The sequence below is a fragment of the Alkalicella caledoniensis genome, assembly GCF_014467015.1.
GTDB lineage: Bacteria > Bacillota > Proteinivoracia > Proteinivoracales > Proteinivoracaceae > Alkalicella > Alkalicella caledoniensis.
Window position 1 is genome coordinate 835,740 of sequence record NZ_CP058559.1, and the last position, 16,507, is coordinate 852,246.

A 16,507-nucleotide genomic window follows, 5' to 3' on the forward strand; every position below is an offset into this window, starting at 1 on the left:
TTTATATAGGTAATATAAGGTTGCAAAAATGCAACCTTATATTATTTTGTTTTAGATTTATTTAGTTTTTTAAAACACTATATGATCTGATAAATATAGGAAGTAGTTTTTAGGATCATTAGGATCATCTTCGTCACCATATATAGTTAACTGTACACTTGTGCCAGCAATTTCTTCCATAATGGATTGTAGTTTTGCCTTGTCTACCCTACCATCTGTTTCACCGTTTAGGTAAGCTATAGCGTACTCTACACCAGCTTCGATGAACATCATGTTTACAGGAACTGGCCATGTGGCAACTCTTCCCGATGCTCCAGCTTCAGCAACCTTCTCGCCAATCATTGTAAGAATATAGTCTAAGTCACCTTGGAACTCTTCAGGAACAGGAATTGCTAGGGCCGCTGGATATGCATGATATGGAGATGGACAGCATTGAACTGGGAATATACCTTTGTGTTCAATTGTCTGTCTGATAAGTGGCTCCATCATTGAACAGTTTGTTGCAAATAACGCTGTGTCTTCACCGTATTCGGCTATACGTCTAGGAACATCTTCATTGATAAATTGTTGAGTTCCTGGAACTCCTGCATCCCCTGTTGGGTCTGGAGCGTCTACTTCAACAAAAGTCATACCTAATCTTTGAGCTTCAGCCTTCATTCTGTCTCTTCTTACTGCTAAAAATTCGATGGACATATGTCTTGGGAAAGAATAGTGAACTAATGTCTTAGCACCCATATCATGTGCTTGTTGAGCAATTTGTTCACCTCTACCTAAATCGTCAGTATTTAAGATAATATCCCCTTTTGTTTTTATTAAGTCTTGATCCTCTTGTGGAGCACCCAGTATAAATAACATATCTGGTCTTACTTCCCTAACTCTGTCTATTGCAGCAGCTGCCCCAGGCACTGCTTGAACCATTACTATAGCTTTGACATCTGGGTCATCAGCCATAGCCATCATGTTTGTAATGGTTGTCTCTACCTCTTGCATAAATCTATCTGGGTAGGTAGTAGTAACTATCATGTCAGGATATTTCGCTAGCATATCTTGGGCCATCCTAAACTCTTCCTCGCCCTGGGATACAGTACCGGTCATGATGCCTATTTTGAATGTTCCATCTGCATTGTCGTCAGTATCACTTGTGTCACAAGCTGCTAAACTCAATGCCATAATAGCTACTAACAGCAAAATAAATAACTTTTTGAACATTTACAATCCCCCTTTTATATTATTAATCTTAGGCTCACCCCCGTGTGAGTTATAATATTTTATTATAGGATTAATCAAATTATTCTGTTTTTTAATATTTAATTTTAATTTTTATTTTTGTAGGCTAACTTTCATTTAAAATCTTATTACAAGTACGTTGTAAGCTGCAGTAGTACTTCAACATGAAAAATAACTCCCTATTGATAGGGAGTTATTTTAAAAGGGGATCTATTTAAATTAGGAATTTTTCTTTCTAGTTGAGATATCAACCCATACGGCAAGCAGTAACACTAAGCCTCTTACTATAAGTCTTTGGGTTGTTCCCACGTCTAGTAATAACATACCATTGTTAAGTGTTGACATTACTAGGGCACCTACTATTGCACCAACAATTGTTCCTTCTCCACCTAAGGTACTAGTACCACCAATGATGGCAGCAGCTATAACATCTAGTTCCATTGCCTGCCCTGCAGATGCAGCAGCTGATCCAACCCTAGCTGTGTATACAATACCGCCGAGTGCTCCTAATATACCAGAGGATATAAATATCCATAAAGTTCTCTTTTTAATATTGATACCTGACAGTTTTGCTGCTTCCTTGTTACCACCTATGGCGTATACATGTCTTCCGAAAGTAGTTTTAGTGGTCAGGAAGGTATAAAATGCCCCAACAGCCATCAACAAAATAATAGAGTAGGGAACCCCTAGGTACATGGCCATAATGTAAAACACTGCGCTTATCAATGCACCTACTAGCACTAGTTTTGCAACAAATAAGTTTAATGGCAAAACTTCAAATTCATATTTTAGTCTTTCTTTGCGATTTCTAAACTCAAAGAATAAATATACTAAGATTACTAAAAGCCAGATAATTACTGTGGTATCATGGGGGATATTATCCCTTGGACCACTTTCAAAAAACATAGTAGGGAGATAACCCTGCCCTAGTTTGTTAAATGAAGACTGTGTAGCTATGGTCTCACCTCTAGTAACACCAAGTAGTAAGCCGTTGAAAATCATCATGCCTGCTAATGTAACAATAAAAGCGGGAACTTGTCTATATGCAACCCAGTACCCCTGCCACAATCCTATTAAAGCTCCTATGGCTAAAGTTATTAAAATAGCTGGGAATATACCAATTCCATATCTGGCCGGTAGTATGGCTACAATAGCCCCTGTTAAGCCAACCACTGCGCCAATGGAAAGATCTATATGTCCTGCAACTATAACCAGTACAACCCCACATGTCAGGATGGCTATATGAGCAGTCTGTAAAAACAATGTTGATAGGTTTCTCGGGGTGAAAAACACATCACTTAATAGGGAGAATATTACCATAATACCTATCAGTGCTATAAACATCATATACTGCTTTATGTTATTGTTTAGGGATATTTTAATAATTTCCAATGGATTGCGATCATTTATGTTTGTTTTGCTTTGCATAAAAATCAAACCTCCTCTAAATCTTTAATCCTAGTTTATTCTCCGCCTGTGGCGTAATGCATTATTTGCTCTTGGTTTGTGTTCTGCCAGTCTAGATCAGCGGTTATTTTGCCTTCATGCATCACTAGTATACGATCACTAATACCTAAAATCTCAGGTAATTCAGAAGAAATCATTATAATACATACCCCTTGCTCGACTAATTTGTTCATTATATTATAGATTTCATATTTAGCACCAACGTCTATGCCTCTAGTGGGTTCATCTAAAACTAGTATTTTAGGTGCTGCCATTAACCATTTGGCTATAACAACCTTTTGCTGATTTCCTCCACTTAAGTTCATAGCCTTTTGCTCAATGGATGGAGTCCTTATTTTTAAAGCATCAACATAATGATTCGATACTTTTATTTCCTCATTCTCATTTATTCCAGCTGCAGAAGAAATCTGTTTTAAGCTTGAAAGAGTTATATTTTCTTTTATATTCATCATCAATACAAGCCCTGACTTTTTTCTGTCCTCTGAAAGATAACAAAGTCCCTTTTGAATTGCATCTTCTGGATTTTTTATATTTGCACTTTTACCATCTATGATTATCTCACCAGACTTATTTACACCATAGGCCCCAAAGATACTCATAAACAATTCTGTACGTCCTGAACCCATTAGCCCAGAAATTCCAAGGATTTCTCCCCTTCTAGCTTGGAAACTAATATCCTTTATAATTTTCCTGTCAGGAATTTCTGGATTATAGACATTCCAGTTTTTAACCTCAAGGACAGTTTCACCAGGATTATGGGGTTTACGGGGAAATAATTGTGTCAGTTCACGGCCAACCATGCCAGTAATAATCTTGTTTTGCGTAACATTTTCATCGTTTGGATATGTGTCAACTGTTTTTCCATCCCTAAGTATGGTTATGGTATCAGCAATAGCTTTAACTTCTTTAAGTTTATGAGAAATATAAATGCAACTTATTCCCTCTTTTTTGAGGTTTCTAATAATCTCAAGGAGATTTTCACTGTCATCTTCGTTTAAGGCAGCGGTAGGCTCATCTAAAATTAGTACACTGATTTTCTTTGAAAGGGCCTTTGCTATCTCTACTAGTTGTTGTTTTCCAATACCTAAATTTAAAATGAGGGTTTCAGGACTAGCAGTAAGACCAACTTCCTTAAGGAGTTTTTTTGTTTGTGTTGTAGCTTCGTTCCAATCAATAATACCGTATTTCCCAATTTCGCTTCCTAAAAATATATTTTCGCAGATACTCATCTGCTTTACTAATGTGAGTTCTTGATAGATTATTCCTATACCAGCAGATTCGCTGTCCTTGGTATTTTGGAATTTTTGTTCAGTACCATTTATTAAAATTTCCCCTTGATAGGTTCCATGGGGATATACACCACTTAAGACTTTCATTAGTGTAGATTTTCCTGCTCCATTTTCTCCTACCAGAGCGTGTATTTCACCCTTTTTAAGTTTGAAGTTAACTTTATCCAGTGCTTTAACCCCTGGAAACTCTTTCACCATATCCTTCATTTCCAGTATATATTCTGACATAGAGCAATCCACCTTTCTAAAAATAGGAGGAATAACTTTTAAGCTATTCCTCCTATGATTATCCCTAAGTTAAACTATTAGTTAAGATCTGCTTCTGTGATATAGCCACTTCCAACAAGAACTTCTCTAATGTTGTCTTCAGTAATAACAGTTGCTTCAAGAAGAACTGATGGTACATCTACAGTTCCATTATTCACTGTAGCATTAGTAGAAACATTCTCACCTTTAGCTAATTTGATAGCTATTTCGATGGCTTTTTCCCCTAGATCCCTTGTATCTTTGAAAATTGTCATAGATTGAGTACCTTCAACGATTCTCTTAGCAGCAGCTTTCTCAGCATCTTGACCAGTTATTGGCACTTGACCACCTAGACCTTGAGCTATTAAAGCTTGGATAGCTGCACCAGCAGTACCATCGTTTGGAGCTAGTATAGCATCTACTTCATTGTTGTTTGCAGCTAAAGCTGCTTCAACTATTTGAAGTGCATTTTCTGGAACCCAGTTCTCAACAGCTTGCTCAGCAATTACCTCGATGTCACCACTATCAATTAGTGGTTGGATGTATTTCATAGCGCCTTGCTTAAATAAAGTAGCGTTGTTGTCTGTTGGAGCACCAGACATAATGATGTATTTTCCTGCAGGTACTAAATCAGTTATGAATTTACCTTGTAACTCACCAACCCTTACATTGTCAAATGATAAATATACATCTAACTTGTCTGTGTTAGCAATCAGACGGTCATAGGATATAACTGGAACACCTTCAGCGTTTGCTTTGTCTACAAGTGACGCTGCTGCAGCTGCATCGTGTGGAGCCAAGATTAGTACATCAATACCTTGTGTTAACAATGCTTCAACTTGAGTAATCTGCTCTTGCATGTTAGCATCTGCTACTCTTACGATAAGTTCAATACCTAATTCAGCAGCAACTGCTTCCATTTTTTCTTTATCTCTAACCCATCTTTCTTCCCTTTGAGTTGGAAGAGATAAACCTACTTTGATAACTTTTTCATCATCGTCACCATCTGTATCACTGGAAGTACAACCAGCGAACAGACCTAATGCTAGTAAGCTAACTAAAAACAGTGCTATAATCTTACTCTTTTTCATTTCACTTTCCCCCTTTTTTTATATACATAGGACATTATTTTAATGCCTATTGTATTACAACAGTTAAACAAACAATTGAAAGCCAATGACTTAAGCTAATATAACCCCTGTCCTTCTTAATGAAATTATACTATAGCAGTTATTTAGGGAGACTGATTATCTCGGGTAACATTTTGTTCATACCTTTACTTTTTTGTGTGACTAAAAACTAAAATCTACTAACTAGTAAATTTTTGTAAACAAAAAAATACTATAGTTGGACATGCTTAGGGTTCGGATCCCTGCCCCTACAGATAAACTAAAAACCAATGAAATTGGCTAGGCCAATTTCATTGGTTTTTAGTTATTGTTTCTATAAATTTCATCCACCATATGGAAGCCGTCCTTGATTATGGTTTCCTCTAAATTATGTATGTTTACAGGGATTGGTTCTAATTTATAGTAAGGAACATTATAGGTTCCATCATTTATTGTGTTTACTATATTAGTGAGAGGTCCATCCTTAGCTAGCTGAATGGCCATGGAAGCAGCGGCACCTGCAAGTTTCTCAATGGGTTTATACACTGTCATATGCTGTGTGCCTTCCACAATTCTTTGACATGCAACAAGATCTGCGTCCTGTCCTACTACCAAAGTGTTTCCAGCAGTCCTATAAAGGGACAGTGCCTCTATAACACCATCTGCAAGACCATCATTTCCCGCAATCACTGCGTCAATTTTAGCACCTTCCCTTAATAGCTCATCAGTTATATTAAAGGCATATTCCTTCATCCAGTTTGGAGCCCATTCCTCTTTTATTATACTGGCAGCACCTTCAGCAACTTTGCTTTTAAGGACTTTATCGTATCCTCGTTTAATCATCATTGTATTATGATCACTGGTTGCTCCGTTTACAATCAAAATATTGCTACCAACAGGAGAATTCTCTAAAACATATTGTGCCATTATTTCTCCAACCCTTGTGTTATCAAAGGAAATGTACAAATCAACATTTGAATTAAGTACCAGTCTATCGTAGGATATAACCTTTACTCCATTTTTTTTTGCTAATTCCACTGCCTCAACAGCTTTATTGTGATCATTTGGCACAAGGATCAATACGTCTATATCTTGTCCTAGGAGATACCTTACTTGTTTTAACTGGTCCTGATCATCATTATTAGCATTCTGAACTATAATATCTGCACCCATCTCCTTAACTTTTGCCATCAAGATATCCCTATCTTTAATCCAACGTTCTTCCTTTAAAGTTCCTAAGGAAAAACCAACTTTGATTCTTTTATCATCCCCGAATTCATTAGAGTTCGATGAATCTGTGTAAATAACTTGAACTACTCTAACAGTCAAGGTAACAAAAACTGTAAAAAGTATAGCTACTAATGCCCCCCGCAATAGTCTTTTATCAGCCAATTTACATCACCCCTCGTGATATGGAATTTGCTCTATACTCAGTTGGTGTCATCCCTGTTGCCTTTTTAAACAGTTTACTAAAATAGTTGGGGTCGGTATAACCAACCTCATAACACGCTTCCTTTACATTGGCATTTTTATCTTTTAATACCATTTTTGCCTTTTCAATCCTTAACTCTGTAATATAATCAACGAAATTTTTCCCTGTTGACTCCTTAAAAAATTTGCTAAAGTGATGGTAACTCATACTGATTTCCTTTGCCACATCATCTAATGTTAGATTGTGCTGGTAGTTTTCATCTATATATTCTAAAGCCTTTATAATAAATCCATTTAGCTTTTTGCTCTTTTTCTCCTCCACATTTACAAGTAAGTTCTTTAAGTAGTTCATGTAATTCAATTTAATCTCATTAGGGTCGTCTATACTTAATAGCTGTATCAAAAACTCACTATCTAGTAGACTATCATCTTGAACGTCTCTATTTACAGTCCTTTGAGATATTATTATTAGTTCTATTAGCTTGGACTTTATTTTATTGACATCATTTGGGTTGTTAGCTGTAAGCCACAAAAATAGCTCTTCAAATATTTCAAGAACACCCTTAAGATCACCTGTGGATAATTTATCTAAGTAAAGCTTCTCTTTATGTATAGGGTAGTTGTCTTGCTGTGCTAGCACTCCATGAAAATCCTCAAAATGGGTGACTGTTTCTCCCTTACCACTGTTTACTGATTTAGATGCTTCTTTATAGGATTTTGTGAATAATTCTATGTTGTAACCTTTACCTATGCCAATTTCGAAAGGTATTTTTACATTGCGTGCAATTTTTTCCCCTAGCTTATTTGCATAGGATATTGATATATTTCGCAAATCATAGGCATCTGTTTTCTCGTCCATGGGTATAAATGCCACAACCCTATCTAAAAGTGGAGGCCCTATCAAACAAGGACATATATTTTTTAGTTGCATGGAAAACATGTCGTAAAATTTTTGTTTTAATAGACTTATACTTATAGTATCTGTTTTTGTACAAGCTTCATGGTTTTTTACTGTAGCCACCATGGCATAGCCATACCTTAACTTCATACCGAAAATCTCTTCATAAAAGGATAGATCGTCCACAGTATTACTATTGAACAAAAGTGAATGGATGAATTGACTTTCGAGATGGGGGATTATAGTATTCATTTTTTCCATTAGTATCATTTCTTTTTTTAGTGCTTCTTTCTTTGAGTAGATAATCTGGGATAAATCGTTAATCACATTCACTAGCTTATATTTGTTTACTGGTTTTGTTATGTACTCGTAAACTCCTAGATTCACAGCATCTTTGGCGTATTGAAAATACTCGTATGCACTAATAATTACAAATTCTGCATCGTTGTAGGAGTTTTTAATTTGCCTTATGGCTTCTATCCCATTTATTCCAGGAATGTGAATATCCATAAGTATTATGTCAGGCTTTAGGTCTAAAGCCTTTTCTATGGCTTCCCTTCCTGAACTTGCAGAACCAACTACCTCAACATCATCTAAAAACTTATGGATTATAAATTTTATGGATTGAATAACAATATGCTCATCGTCAGCAATCAACAGTTTGATCATTTAAAGCACTCCCTTTTTTATACGGTAACTTTAAAGTTACCTTAGTGCCATAACCTACTTTGCTTTCTATCTCAAATACCTCATTGATGTTTTTACTGTTATAAAACAATCTCAGTCTGTCAATTACATTGTGTATACCTATACCACTGGCATGTTTCCCTGTATTCTTTTTAGAACCCCCTGGGGAAATGATAGTTTTTATCTTACTTTCGTCTATCCCAATACCGTTATCTTCTACTTCTACTCGGATTATTCCATCACTTTCATTAACTGTTAGCTTTATTTCACCACTTTTTTCTAAGTTTTCTATACCATGGATAAAAGCATTTTCCACTATTGGCTGAATTATAGCGCATGGTGTTTCTATGTTTAACAAGTGCTCATCTACATCTAAGGTAAAATCTATCTTGTCTCCAAACCTAGTCTTTAATATATACATATAATTTTGTGAGTAGTTTATTTCATCCTTTAAGGTTACGGCTTCATCTAGTTTTCGAAGGTTATATCTAAACAACTGGGCTATATTTTCTATAAACTCAGAAGTATTGTCAGCCCCTTCCATCATTGCCAGTTGTCCAGCTGCGTTAAAGGTATTAAATAAAAAGTGGGGGTTTATCTGAGACTGTAAGGCCTTAAGTTCAGCATCCCTTAATAAACTCTTCATTTTAAAATTTTCCATCTCTTGTACTTTAAGCTTTTTTTCCATTTCGGCCTGTTTTTTTATCTCATCAATATAAGTTTTTATATTTACAACCATTTTCTCAAAGGCAGTGGCCAAAGTGCTTATTTCATCCCCTGTTTTTATATTGAATGGTTGTATATCAAAATCACCCTGGGATATTTTCTCGGCAGAGTGGGCAAGTTTGATGATTGGTTTAGTTAACCTATATGCAAACATAAAGGCTAAAAATATGTTTAGAGTTACAGAAACAACAATTATAATTGCGTTTATATAGCTTAAGAAAGTCATATTCTTAGTAATTAAATTATACTGAGAAGACCCTTCCTGTAGCTTGTATGTAAGAAGATTATTTATGTACAGTTTTATATGTTCACTAATTTCAATGGAGCGAGTAAAGTGTGCTATGTATTCGTGACTGATACGCCCCCTCTTAGCCTTTACAGCCTGGTCTGTCTCCACAAGTAAATTATCTATCATGTATCCTATATTTTTTAGTATTAAAATATCATTATCATAGCTACTATCCCTTGGAATATTCTTTGCTTTAACATCTAGGGAGTTATATATTGTATAATAATCCAGTAGTGCATCGGAGGACTTTGTTGTTAAGTACTTTTCCACTTCCATCATCATTGTATTGACATCGTTATTTAGCTCGTTTAGATAAACATAGTCAATTATAATTGTATTTAGCTTATCTAAAACTAGCTTGGCATTGTAGTAAGAGAATATACTTGTTGCACCTAAAATCAGTGTGACTATAAGATAGTAAACCACTAATTTTTTTCTTATACCGGTTATAGGGAGTATGTATTTAGTCATTTTCTTGTTGGTATTCATGTAAGTTCTCCATGGTGATCACCTTCACCCCAGTTTCTATAAAAGTAGAAACATTGTTATTTTCCTTTACGTTTATCAATGCCTTTACACTTTCATAGCCCATTTCATAGGGCTCACTCATAACAGTTCCATAGATTATTCCCATGGAAATATCCCTTAATATATTTTCGCTATCCCCATAGCCTATAAGTGTGAAGTCTCCAATCTTATTACCGTCCACGATGAGCTGTGAAGTTCCTAAAGTGTCCACAACAGTTGCGGTGAATATGGCATCGATGTCAGGATGATTATTTATTATGGATTGAGTAATCTCCTCTGCACTTAAAATTCCCATTTGTGATGTAAACACCTGGGAAACCTTCATTTCGGGAAAGTCCTTTATTGTAGTTAGAAAACCATTTAACTTAAGATTTTGGCTTGCTGTATCTAATTCTAGATTACTACTTACTATAATTGCAATATTTGCCACACCCTCAGTGGCTTGAATCATAAGCTGAGCAGCCTCTTTTCCCAACACAAAACTATTTGTACCCACAAACGCGCTCCGGTTACTGTTTTTACTGTCATTTTCTATGGTCACTATGGGAATCCCTTTGGCATATCCTCTGTTGATAAGAGACGTCACTTCAGCTCCCGTTGACGCATGTGTTATTATACCATCAACCCTAGATGTAATAGCTATATCAAGATACCTTAGTTCCTCATGGTGATTGTTAAACCTTGGGGCATTATGTTCCACAACTACTCCGTACTCTGTAGCAGCATCTTGAACTCCCCTAAGAATTTCCTTCCAAAAAGGATCAACTAGATTCTGTCCTACAAAGTAGAAATGATAAAGAGGTTTATCTGGTTCTTTAACATCTTCCCTTTGATAAAGGTACAAAAAAGCACTGTTTACAGAGATTAGCACAATAAGGATAATTATTATATGCTTGTTAATAAATTGGTATAATTTACTAATCCTACTCATTAGGTCGCCCCCTCAAATCTTCGAACCAAAAATTTTCTCCTAATTTAATATTATTCTATATACATCATTTTTTTCCTTCTAAAGTATTAACAAAAAAGCTCGAACCCATTTTAGGGTTCGAGCTTTTCAGCTTTCGTTTATCCTCCTGCCATCATATGAATTACCTTCACATCGTCTCCGTCTTTTATTTCCACGGTGGCATATTCTTCTTGTGGGATAAGTTCATCATTTATCCTTACATAAATTTTAGGAAAGGTGTATTTCTTCTTTTCTAAAAGTCCCTTAACAGTGAGGCCTTCTTCCCATTGAAAGTCCCTGCCATTGACTTTGATCATTTTGTTTCCCCAACTTTTTCAAGAACTTCTAGAACCTCTGGTAAGTCCATACCGATTTCCTTTAAATGTTCAATCTTGGGTATACCCTCTTTTGTCCATCCTCTTCGAGCATATACAGTATCTTGTAATTTCTCAAACTGCTCTTCACGGTATTTCCTTAACACCTTTACCTTCTCTTGGGTTGTTTTACCATCTACTTCATAGCCTAAAATTTCCTTCAACTGGCTATCATATCTATCCTGTCTTGATTCATACTCTTCCACAGTTACAGGTCCAATGGAACGATAGGGGGCTCTATCGTGTACCCTTAATCCTTTACCCATTCTAATATTGAAGACCTTTTGGAAATTATATACTCTCTCAGATTCCCTTATGAGTTGGTCTTTATCTATACTCTTTCCAGTAACTGCATTACAGATATCCACATAGTTTTGTACATGCTCTGGGATTTTAGCTGGTTCATTTGCATGGGCATTGCTTTCAGGTACAATATCATTCCATGGCAGCTTACACATACCGTAAAGTCCAAACCATGTTCTAAACATCGGGAAGTAATGTAGGGCTTCGGCTTTATCATCAAAAGTAGGAATTTGGTTATTTACCATATCCATGAAAATAAGCCATGCTTCATCATGCTGAGGTCCCTTATTAGTAAGGGCATATCCCCCTTGCTGGGCTAATGATTCCTTTGATAAGTATTGAGAGTACTCAAGACCCTTTTGCTCCATACCTATATCATTTAGGAAGCTTTCATCTGCTCCGTATTTTTCCACAAAAAGCTTCTTCATTCTGTGAACACCTTGACCTGCAACCTTACCGAAACCTTCTCCCCGGGACATTTGGTGTAACAGTTCAAGGGCAGCATCGCTATTTCCGAATTTTAGTTCAAGGCCACCTGTTATTTCTTTGTTTATGATGCCGTTTTCGTAACAGTCCATTATAAATGCTGTGATGGTACCGAAGGATATGGTATCCACAGCGTATGTGTCACAATAGAAATTTAGCTCTAAAACAACATGGGGATCAAATATCCCACAGTTTGAACCAAGACCTGCAGCGTTTTCGTATTCTGGCCCGTCCACTGTAACTAAGTGCCCTTTGTAAGGACCTGTTTTTAACTCAAACTTATCAGCTGCCTTTGCACATGCCATGGAACACCCATACCAGCAACCATCTGCCATTCCCTGGGTAATATATTTTTCAATAAAAACTTTGGATGAAATTTTATGTGTATCCTTATGCATTCCAAACTTAAAGTTGTGAGTAGGTAGCAAATCATATTCATCCATAACCTCAATAATATTTGCTGTACCTATTTTTCTCATGCCATTTTGTTTGTCGTCAAGCTTGCATATCTCTTTATGAAGTTTAATACCCGTCTGGTTAATTGTACCTTGATCAACAGGATTATTTAGGTTACCTTTAACTCCTTGGTATTTCACAACAAGGGCTTTTATTTTTTTATTTCTAAATACTGTTCCAATACCACCCCTGCCTGCTTGCTTAAGGCGTGCTACCTTCCTTCTAACATCATAGAAAGTAAAGTTTAAAAGTCCTACAAGTGTATGCTCTGCAGCGGTACCTGCTGTTACAACAGCCACATTTCTCTTATCTTCCTCGCTGTCCGCATACATTTCAGTAAGTTGCTCACCTATTACATGACCATCTATGGCCTCTAGGGGAGCTTCTTCTATCTTTACAGTACCGTTGTTACCATCGATTACAATTATTACATCTTTGTCTGCTTTCCCTTGTATCTCTAATGCATCCCATCCAGAAAACTTAAGTAATGGTCCGAAATATCCTCCTACATTACTGTCAATTGGTATGCCAGTTAGTGGAGAAATGGTGCAGATAAGAGACTTCCCTGAACCTGGGTATTGGGTAATACCGCATATTGGCCCTCCTGCGATAACTATCTCATTTTCGGGATCATTCCATTTAGTTTGTGGTGTAACTGCATTCCACAAATACCACAGACCAAAACCTTTCCCTCCAATGAATTTTTCCTTCATTTGTTGTGTAACTTCCTTAGTCTTAATTTTGTTTTCACTTAAGTTTATATACAAAGTTCTGTTAGTATAACCTTTATCGACATTTCCTAACTGATATGTGTATTCTTGTAAAGTTACATGTTCATCCTTAATTTTTTTAACATCCATCATTATGGCTCCCCCCTCCACTATTTAGCTGCTACCTTATCTTCGTCCTTCTCAGTTATAAATATGGCATTTGTTGGACATTGTTTTGTACACAGGCCACAAGCTATACACTTAAATGGCTCGATGTAGTCATCATGCTGCATCATAGCTTCTTCTGGGCAGAACCCCACACACATAAAACAGCCAACGCAGTCTTTCTTTTTAATTCTTACTATCCCTTTATTATCCCTTACTATGGTTTCAACTGGGCATATATCAATACACACCCCACATTGATTACAAGTAGTGATAATTTCAGGACCATCTTCACTAATACGAATACATGATTTACTTGGGTCTTCAGTCTTAAAATACGCTTTAGAGCAAACATCTTCACAAGCATGACACTGGATACATAGGCTATCATCCTTAGCTAAATACTTCATAACTAATCCCCTCCCTGTATTTATTTTGTTAAAATTATATAACGAGACCATATTATCTAGTCCCCTAAATAAACATTGTAATCCCCCACACCATTAAACTGCAATTTTAAATTTTAGCTATAATTATAATTGTAACATTTTTTAGTATTTTTTCAATTAAAAATAATGATTTAGTACCAAAAAAATCCCCTTCTAACAATAGAAAGGGATTTCAGCTTGTAGACAAACCTAAGATAAAGTCATTGACCCTAGATGTGTATATTAAAAAGCAGTACAATTAATTCGAGGAGATAGACTTAAGAGCTGAATAGCTAAACGGAAGAAGGGGCGAGAAACAGGACGTTTCGAGAGCTCCACTGAACCATGGACGGTGAATTGGAGCGGTACCCTTCTGGAGTTTAGATAGAAGCCTTAAGTCTCGACGCAGAATTTTGTACAGCGTTTAATATGCGACATTCCTAAAAAATGACTTTGGCATCAGTCTAAAATCCCTTTCTAACAATAGAAAGGGATTTTCATTACATTTTACTGATCAATGGATCTCCAAAAGTCATTGGAAATATTCACTGCTTTAGCACTTCCACCTCTTAATTGTGCATTTTGGATCATTATAGTGGTTACTAGATCCTTTTTTTCATAGTCAAAGCTTACGTACCAACCAATTTGTTCTCCACCTTGTTCATTTAAATCTTTCTTCAGTTCAGCAGTACCTGTTTTGCCAGCAATTTTTCGACTATGACCGGGGTTTGACCTATTGGCAGAGCCACGATTATCCTCTACAACAGCAATTAATGAGTTAAGCACCTTATCTATTGTTTGGGTAGAAGCAATATTCTCACGATAAAACTCTGGTTCATTTCCTGAAATCAATCTAGGTTGAATCATGCTTCCATCATTTACAAATATAGAATACATTGCGGTCATATGTACTGGAGATACAAGAATCTGCCCTTGTCCGTAGCCTGTATCTGCTAACAAAACCTCAGTGTTTATTCCACTATTTGCAATTGCAGATGCATATATAGGAAACTCAAAGGGAATAGGTTCACCAAAGCCTAGCTTTTCGGCCCATGCTTCCATTTTATCATTACCTATACGTAAAGCTTGTTGGGCAAAGTAGATATTGTCAGATCTCATCATGGCTATATTTAAGTCCACTTGGCTTTCTGATTCGTTTACCCGTGTGATATGGTAACCCCCCCATGAGTTATTAGGTTGCCATCTTCGCCCACTGATGTTTATTTTTTCAGTAGGGTCTAATGTTTTTTCTTCAATACCCATTACAGCAGTAAAAGGTTTAAATATGGAACCTGGTGAGTATGTATTTTGAAAACGCCTCTCAAATAGAACAGTAGTGTCTTCCATAGCCATGGCCCTAGGGTCACGCAAGCCTAAATATCTTAGGTTAGAGTCAAATGCCGGTTCACTTACTAAGGCAAGGACTTCCCCTGTTGCGGGGTCCATAACAACACCAGCACCAATCTCACCATTTAGGGACTTTACCAACTTCCTTTGTATGTCAATATCTATTGTAAGATGAACATCCTCTCCATCAACGGAACTCCTTTCAGCTATAACCCTACCATTTTTCCCACTTTCATCGGTTACTGAAATGACAGCTCCTGGTGTTCCCCGTAGGGTTTCTTCAAAAACCAACTCCAAGTTATTTTTCCCTATAATAGACGTACTAGTATATCCCTGTCCTTGGCGGTTTTGTAGTTCCTCTGCCGTGATTGCGCCCATATGACCAATAAGGTGACCTGTAACATCACCACTTGGGTACTGTCTTCCGTCAATTTGACCCAAAAGAACACCTGGTATCGCAACTAGTTCCTTTGCCCTAGGATCATTGAGTGCCAAGTTTTGAATAGGCGCTGCCCAATCAGGACGATGGGGATATTGCTTCGCCAATTTCAAAACCTGTTCGTCATCTATACCTAATACCTTAGCAAATCTAATGGCAGTCTCTTCTAAATCCTCTGTGCTATTTGGCACGATGGAAACCTGATATAAACTTCCGTTTATAGCTAGGCCATTTCCATTTCTATCAAATATTTCACCCCGTTGAGGTAGCAGTGTGCGAACACTTAATTTATCCGTAGGGCTTTCTAAACCAGTCAAAAGTTGTGTTGGATGCCAAACTACCTTCCAATTTTCTTTATCTTCATCATTCTTTTCTTTTACCATTTTTATGTGTGTAGTATAGGCGATCTCACCTGCTAAAGAGTCCATGGTGATATCCACAGGATAAACAATTTCTGTTATTTCTTCTAAATCAATCTTTTCCCCTTTAAAATCCACAGGTTCAAAAACTGCTGTTATATTATCTATTCTTAAGTCGCTGTAAACCTTTTCATAACGCTCGTCGAAAGCCCATTCTTGATTGCGAATTAGCATGACAGATTCCCCATTAAGTCTAGAAAACATTTCGTCATATTTCTGATTACTCCAGTTATCAAGATATTCCTTAAGAGTATCCTCGGGGTTTTCAACCTTAGAAGAACACCCTGCAAAAATAACCATACTAAGTATAAGGCAAAGTATAATTCCTATTTTCTTCACAAAAATCCCTCCTATATTTTTAAAGTTCCTTAAGCACTTATTAGTACGTAGCAGACATTAATTTGAAACATTTTTCGGGGTATTATTTCCAAACTTATGCTTAATTATACAATTTTTTTAACTTAATTGCTAAAATCTCCCTTGTTTAGAAGTTTCATTTTTCATCCCATGGGCTTGGGCACATATCTAAATACA

General features: G+C 36.5%; 12 protein-coding genes. All 12 read right to left on the reverse strand.

From position 1 onward, the window contains the following. Positions 1-69: 69 nt before the first annotated feature. A complete protein-coding gene (locus tag HYG86_RS04145) occupies positions 70-1,209 on the reverse strand; it encodes a DUF3798 domain-containing protein (protein ID WP_213167684.1) in 1,140 nt (379 codons plus the stop codon). 237 nt (positions 1,210-1,446) lie between these two features. Then, entirely contained in the window at positions 1,447-2,655 is a 1,209-nt protein-coding gene (locus HYG86_RS04150; protein WP_213167685.1) for a sugar ABC transporter permease, read from the reverse strand. A gap of 35 nt (positions 2,656-2,690) precedes the next feature. Beyond that, a complete protein-coding gene (locus tag HYG86_RS04155) occupies positions 2,691-4,211 on the reverse strand; it encodes a xylose ABC transporter ATP-binding protein (RefSeq protein ID WP_213167686.1) in 1,521 nt (506 codons plus the stop codon). A 77-nt stretch (positions 4,212-4,288) separates the two neighbouring features. Continuing rightward, on the reverse strand, positions 4,289-5,320 hold the full coding sequence (locus HYG86_RS04160) for a sugar ABC transporter substrate-binding protein (RefSeq protein WP_213167687.1): 1,032 nt from the start codon (positions 5,318-5,320) through the stop codon (positions 4,289-4,291). A gap of 339 nt (positions 5,321-5,659) precedes the next feature. After that, complete coding sequence (locus tag HYG86_RS04165) at positions 5,660-6,730, reverse strand: sugar ABC transporter substrate-binding protein (protein WP_213167688.1); 1,071 nt, start codon at positions 6,728-6,730, stop codon at positions 5,660-5,662. 1 nt (position 6,731) lies between these two features. Continuing rightward, positions 6,732-8,336, reverse strand: coding sequence for a response regulator transcription factor (locus HYG86_RS04170; RefSeq protein WP_213167689.1), 1,605 nt, complete (start codon positions 8,334-8,336; stop codon positions 6,732-6,734). Further along, the gene (locus tag HYG86_RS04175; protein ID WP_246451879.1) at positions 8,314-9,858 is read right to left on the reverse strand and encodes a sensor histidine kinase; all 1,545 of its coding nucleotides are present in this window, start codon (positions 9,856-9,858) and stop codon (positions 8,314-8,316) included. The genes HYG86_RS04170 and HYG86_RS04175 overlap by 23 nt, the downstream gene beginning before the upstream one ends. After that, positions 9,833-10,828 (reverse strand): substrate-binding domain-containing protein, encoded by a 996-nt coding sequence (locus tag HYG86_RS04180; RefSeq protein WP_213167690.1) that lies wholly within the window; start codon positions 10,826-10,828, stop codon positions 9,833-9,835. Before HYG86_RS04180 ends, HYG86_RS04175 begins: the two co-directional genes overlap by 26 nt. A 137-nt stretch (positions 10,829-10,965) precedes the next feature. Beyond that, positions 10,966-11,163, reverse strand: coding sequence for a sulfur carrier protein ThiS (gene thiS, locus HYG86_RS04185; RefSeq protein ID WP_213167691.1), 198 nt, complete (start codon positions 11,161-11,163; stop codon positions 10,966-10,968). Next, on the reverse strand, positions 11,160-13,328 hold the full coding sequence (locus HYG86_RS04190) for an aldehyde ferredoxin oxidoreductase family protein (protein WP_213167692.1): 2,169 nt from the start codon (positions 13,326-13,328) through the stop codon (positions 11,160-11,162). The genes thiS and HYG86_RS04190 overlap by 4 nt, the downstream gene beginning before the upstream one ends. A 17-nt stretch (positions 13,329-13,345) precedes the next feature. Further along, entirely contained in the window at positions 13,346-13,750 is a 405-nt protein-coding gene (locus HYG86_RS04195) for a 4Fe-4S binding protein (protein WP_213167693.1), read from the reverse strand. A 525-nt stretch (positions 13,751-14,275) separates the two neighbouring features. Next, positions 14,276-16,312 carry a penicillin-binding transpeptidase domain-containing protein gene (locus HYG86_RS04200; RefSeq protein WP_213167694.1) on the reverse strand — a complete coding sequence of 679 codons (2,037 nt, stop codon included), beginning with the start codon at positions 16,310-16,312 and terminating at the stop codon, positions 14,276-14,278. Between the last annotated feature and the right edge of the window lie 195 nt (positions 16,313-16,507).

Bases quoted from the DNA above. Each gene is read 5' to 3' on its own strand.
- HYG86_RS04150 (WP_213167685.1), bottom strand. From the start codon at position 2,655: ATGCAAAGCAAAACAAACATAAATGATCGCAATCCATTGGAAATTATT.
- HYG86_RS04160 (WP_213167687.1), bottom strand. From the start codon at position 5,320: ATGAAAAAGAGTAAGATTATAGCACTGTTTTTAGTTAGCTTACTAGCA.
- HYG86_RS04180 (WP_213167690.1), bottom strand. From the start codon at position 10,828: ATGAGTAGGATTAGTAAATTATACCAATTTATTAACAAGCATATAATA.
- HYG86_RS04155 (WP_213167686.1), bottom strand. From the start codon at position 4,211: ATGTCAGAATATATACTGGAAATGAAGGATATGGTGAAAGAGTTTCCA.
- HYG86_RS04195 (WP_213167693.1), bottom strand. From the start codon at position 13,750: ATGAAGTATTTAGCTAAGGATGATAGCCTATGTATCCAGTGTCATGCT.
- HYG86_RS04145 (WP_213167684.1), bottom strand. From the start codon at position 1,209: ATGTTCAAAAAGTTATTTATTTTGCTGTTAGTAGCTATTATGGCATTG.
- HYG86_RS04170 (WP_213167689.1), bottom strand. From the start codon at position 8,336: ATGATCAAACTGTTGATTGCTGACGATGAGCATATTGTTATTCAATCC.
- thiS (WP_213167691.1), bottom strand. From the start codon at position 11,163: ATGATCAAAGTCAATGGCAGGGACTTTCAATGGGAAGAAGGCCTCACT.
- HYG86_RS04175 (WP_246451879.1), bottom strand. From the start codon at position 9,858: ATGAATACCAACAAGAAAATGACTAAATACATACTCCCTATAACCGGT.
- HYG86_RS04190 (WP_213167692.1), bottom strand. From the start codon at position 13,328: ATGATGGATGTTAAAAAAATTAAGGATGAACATGTAACTTTACAAGAA.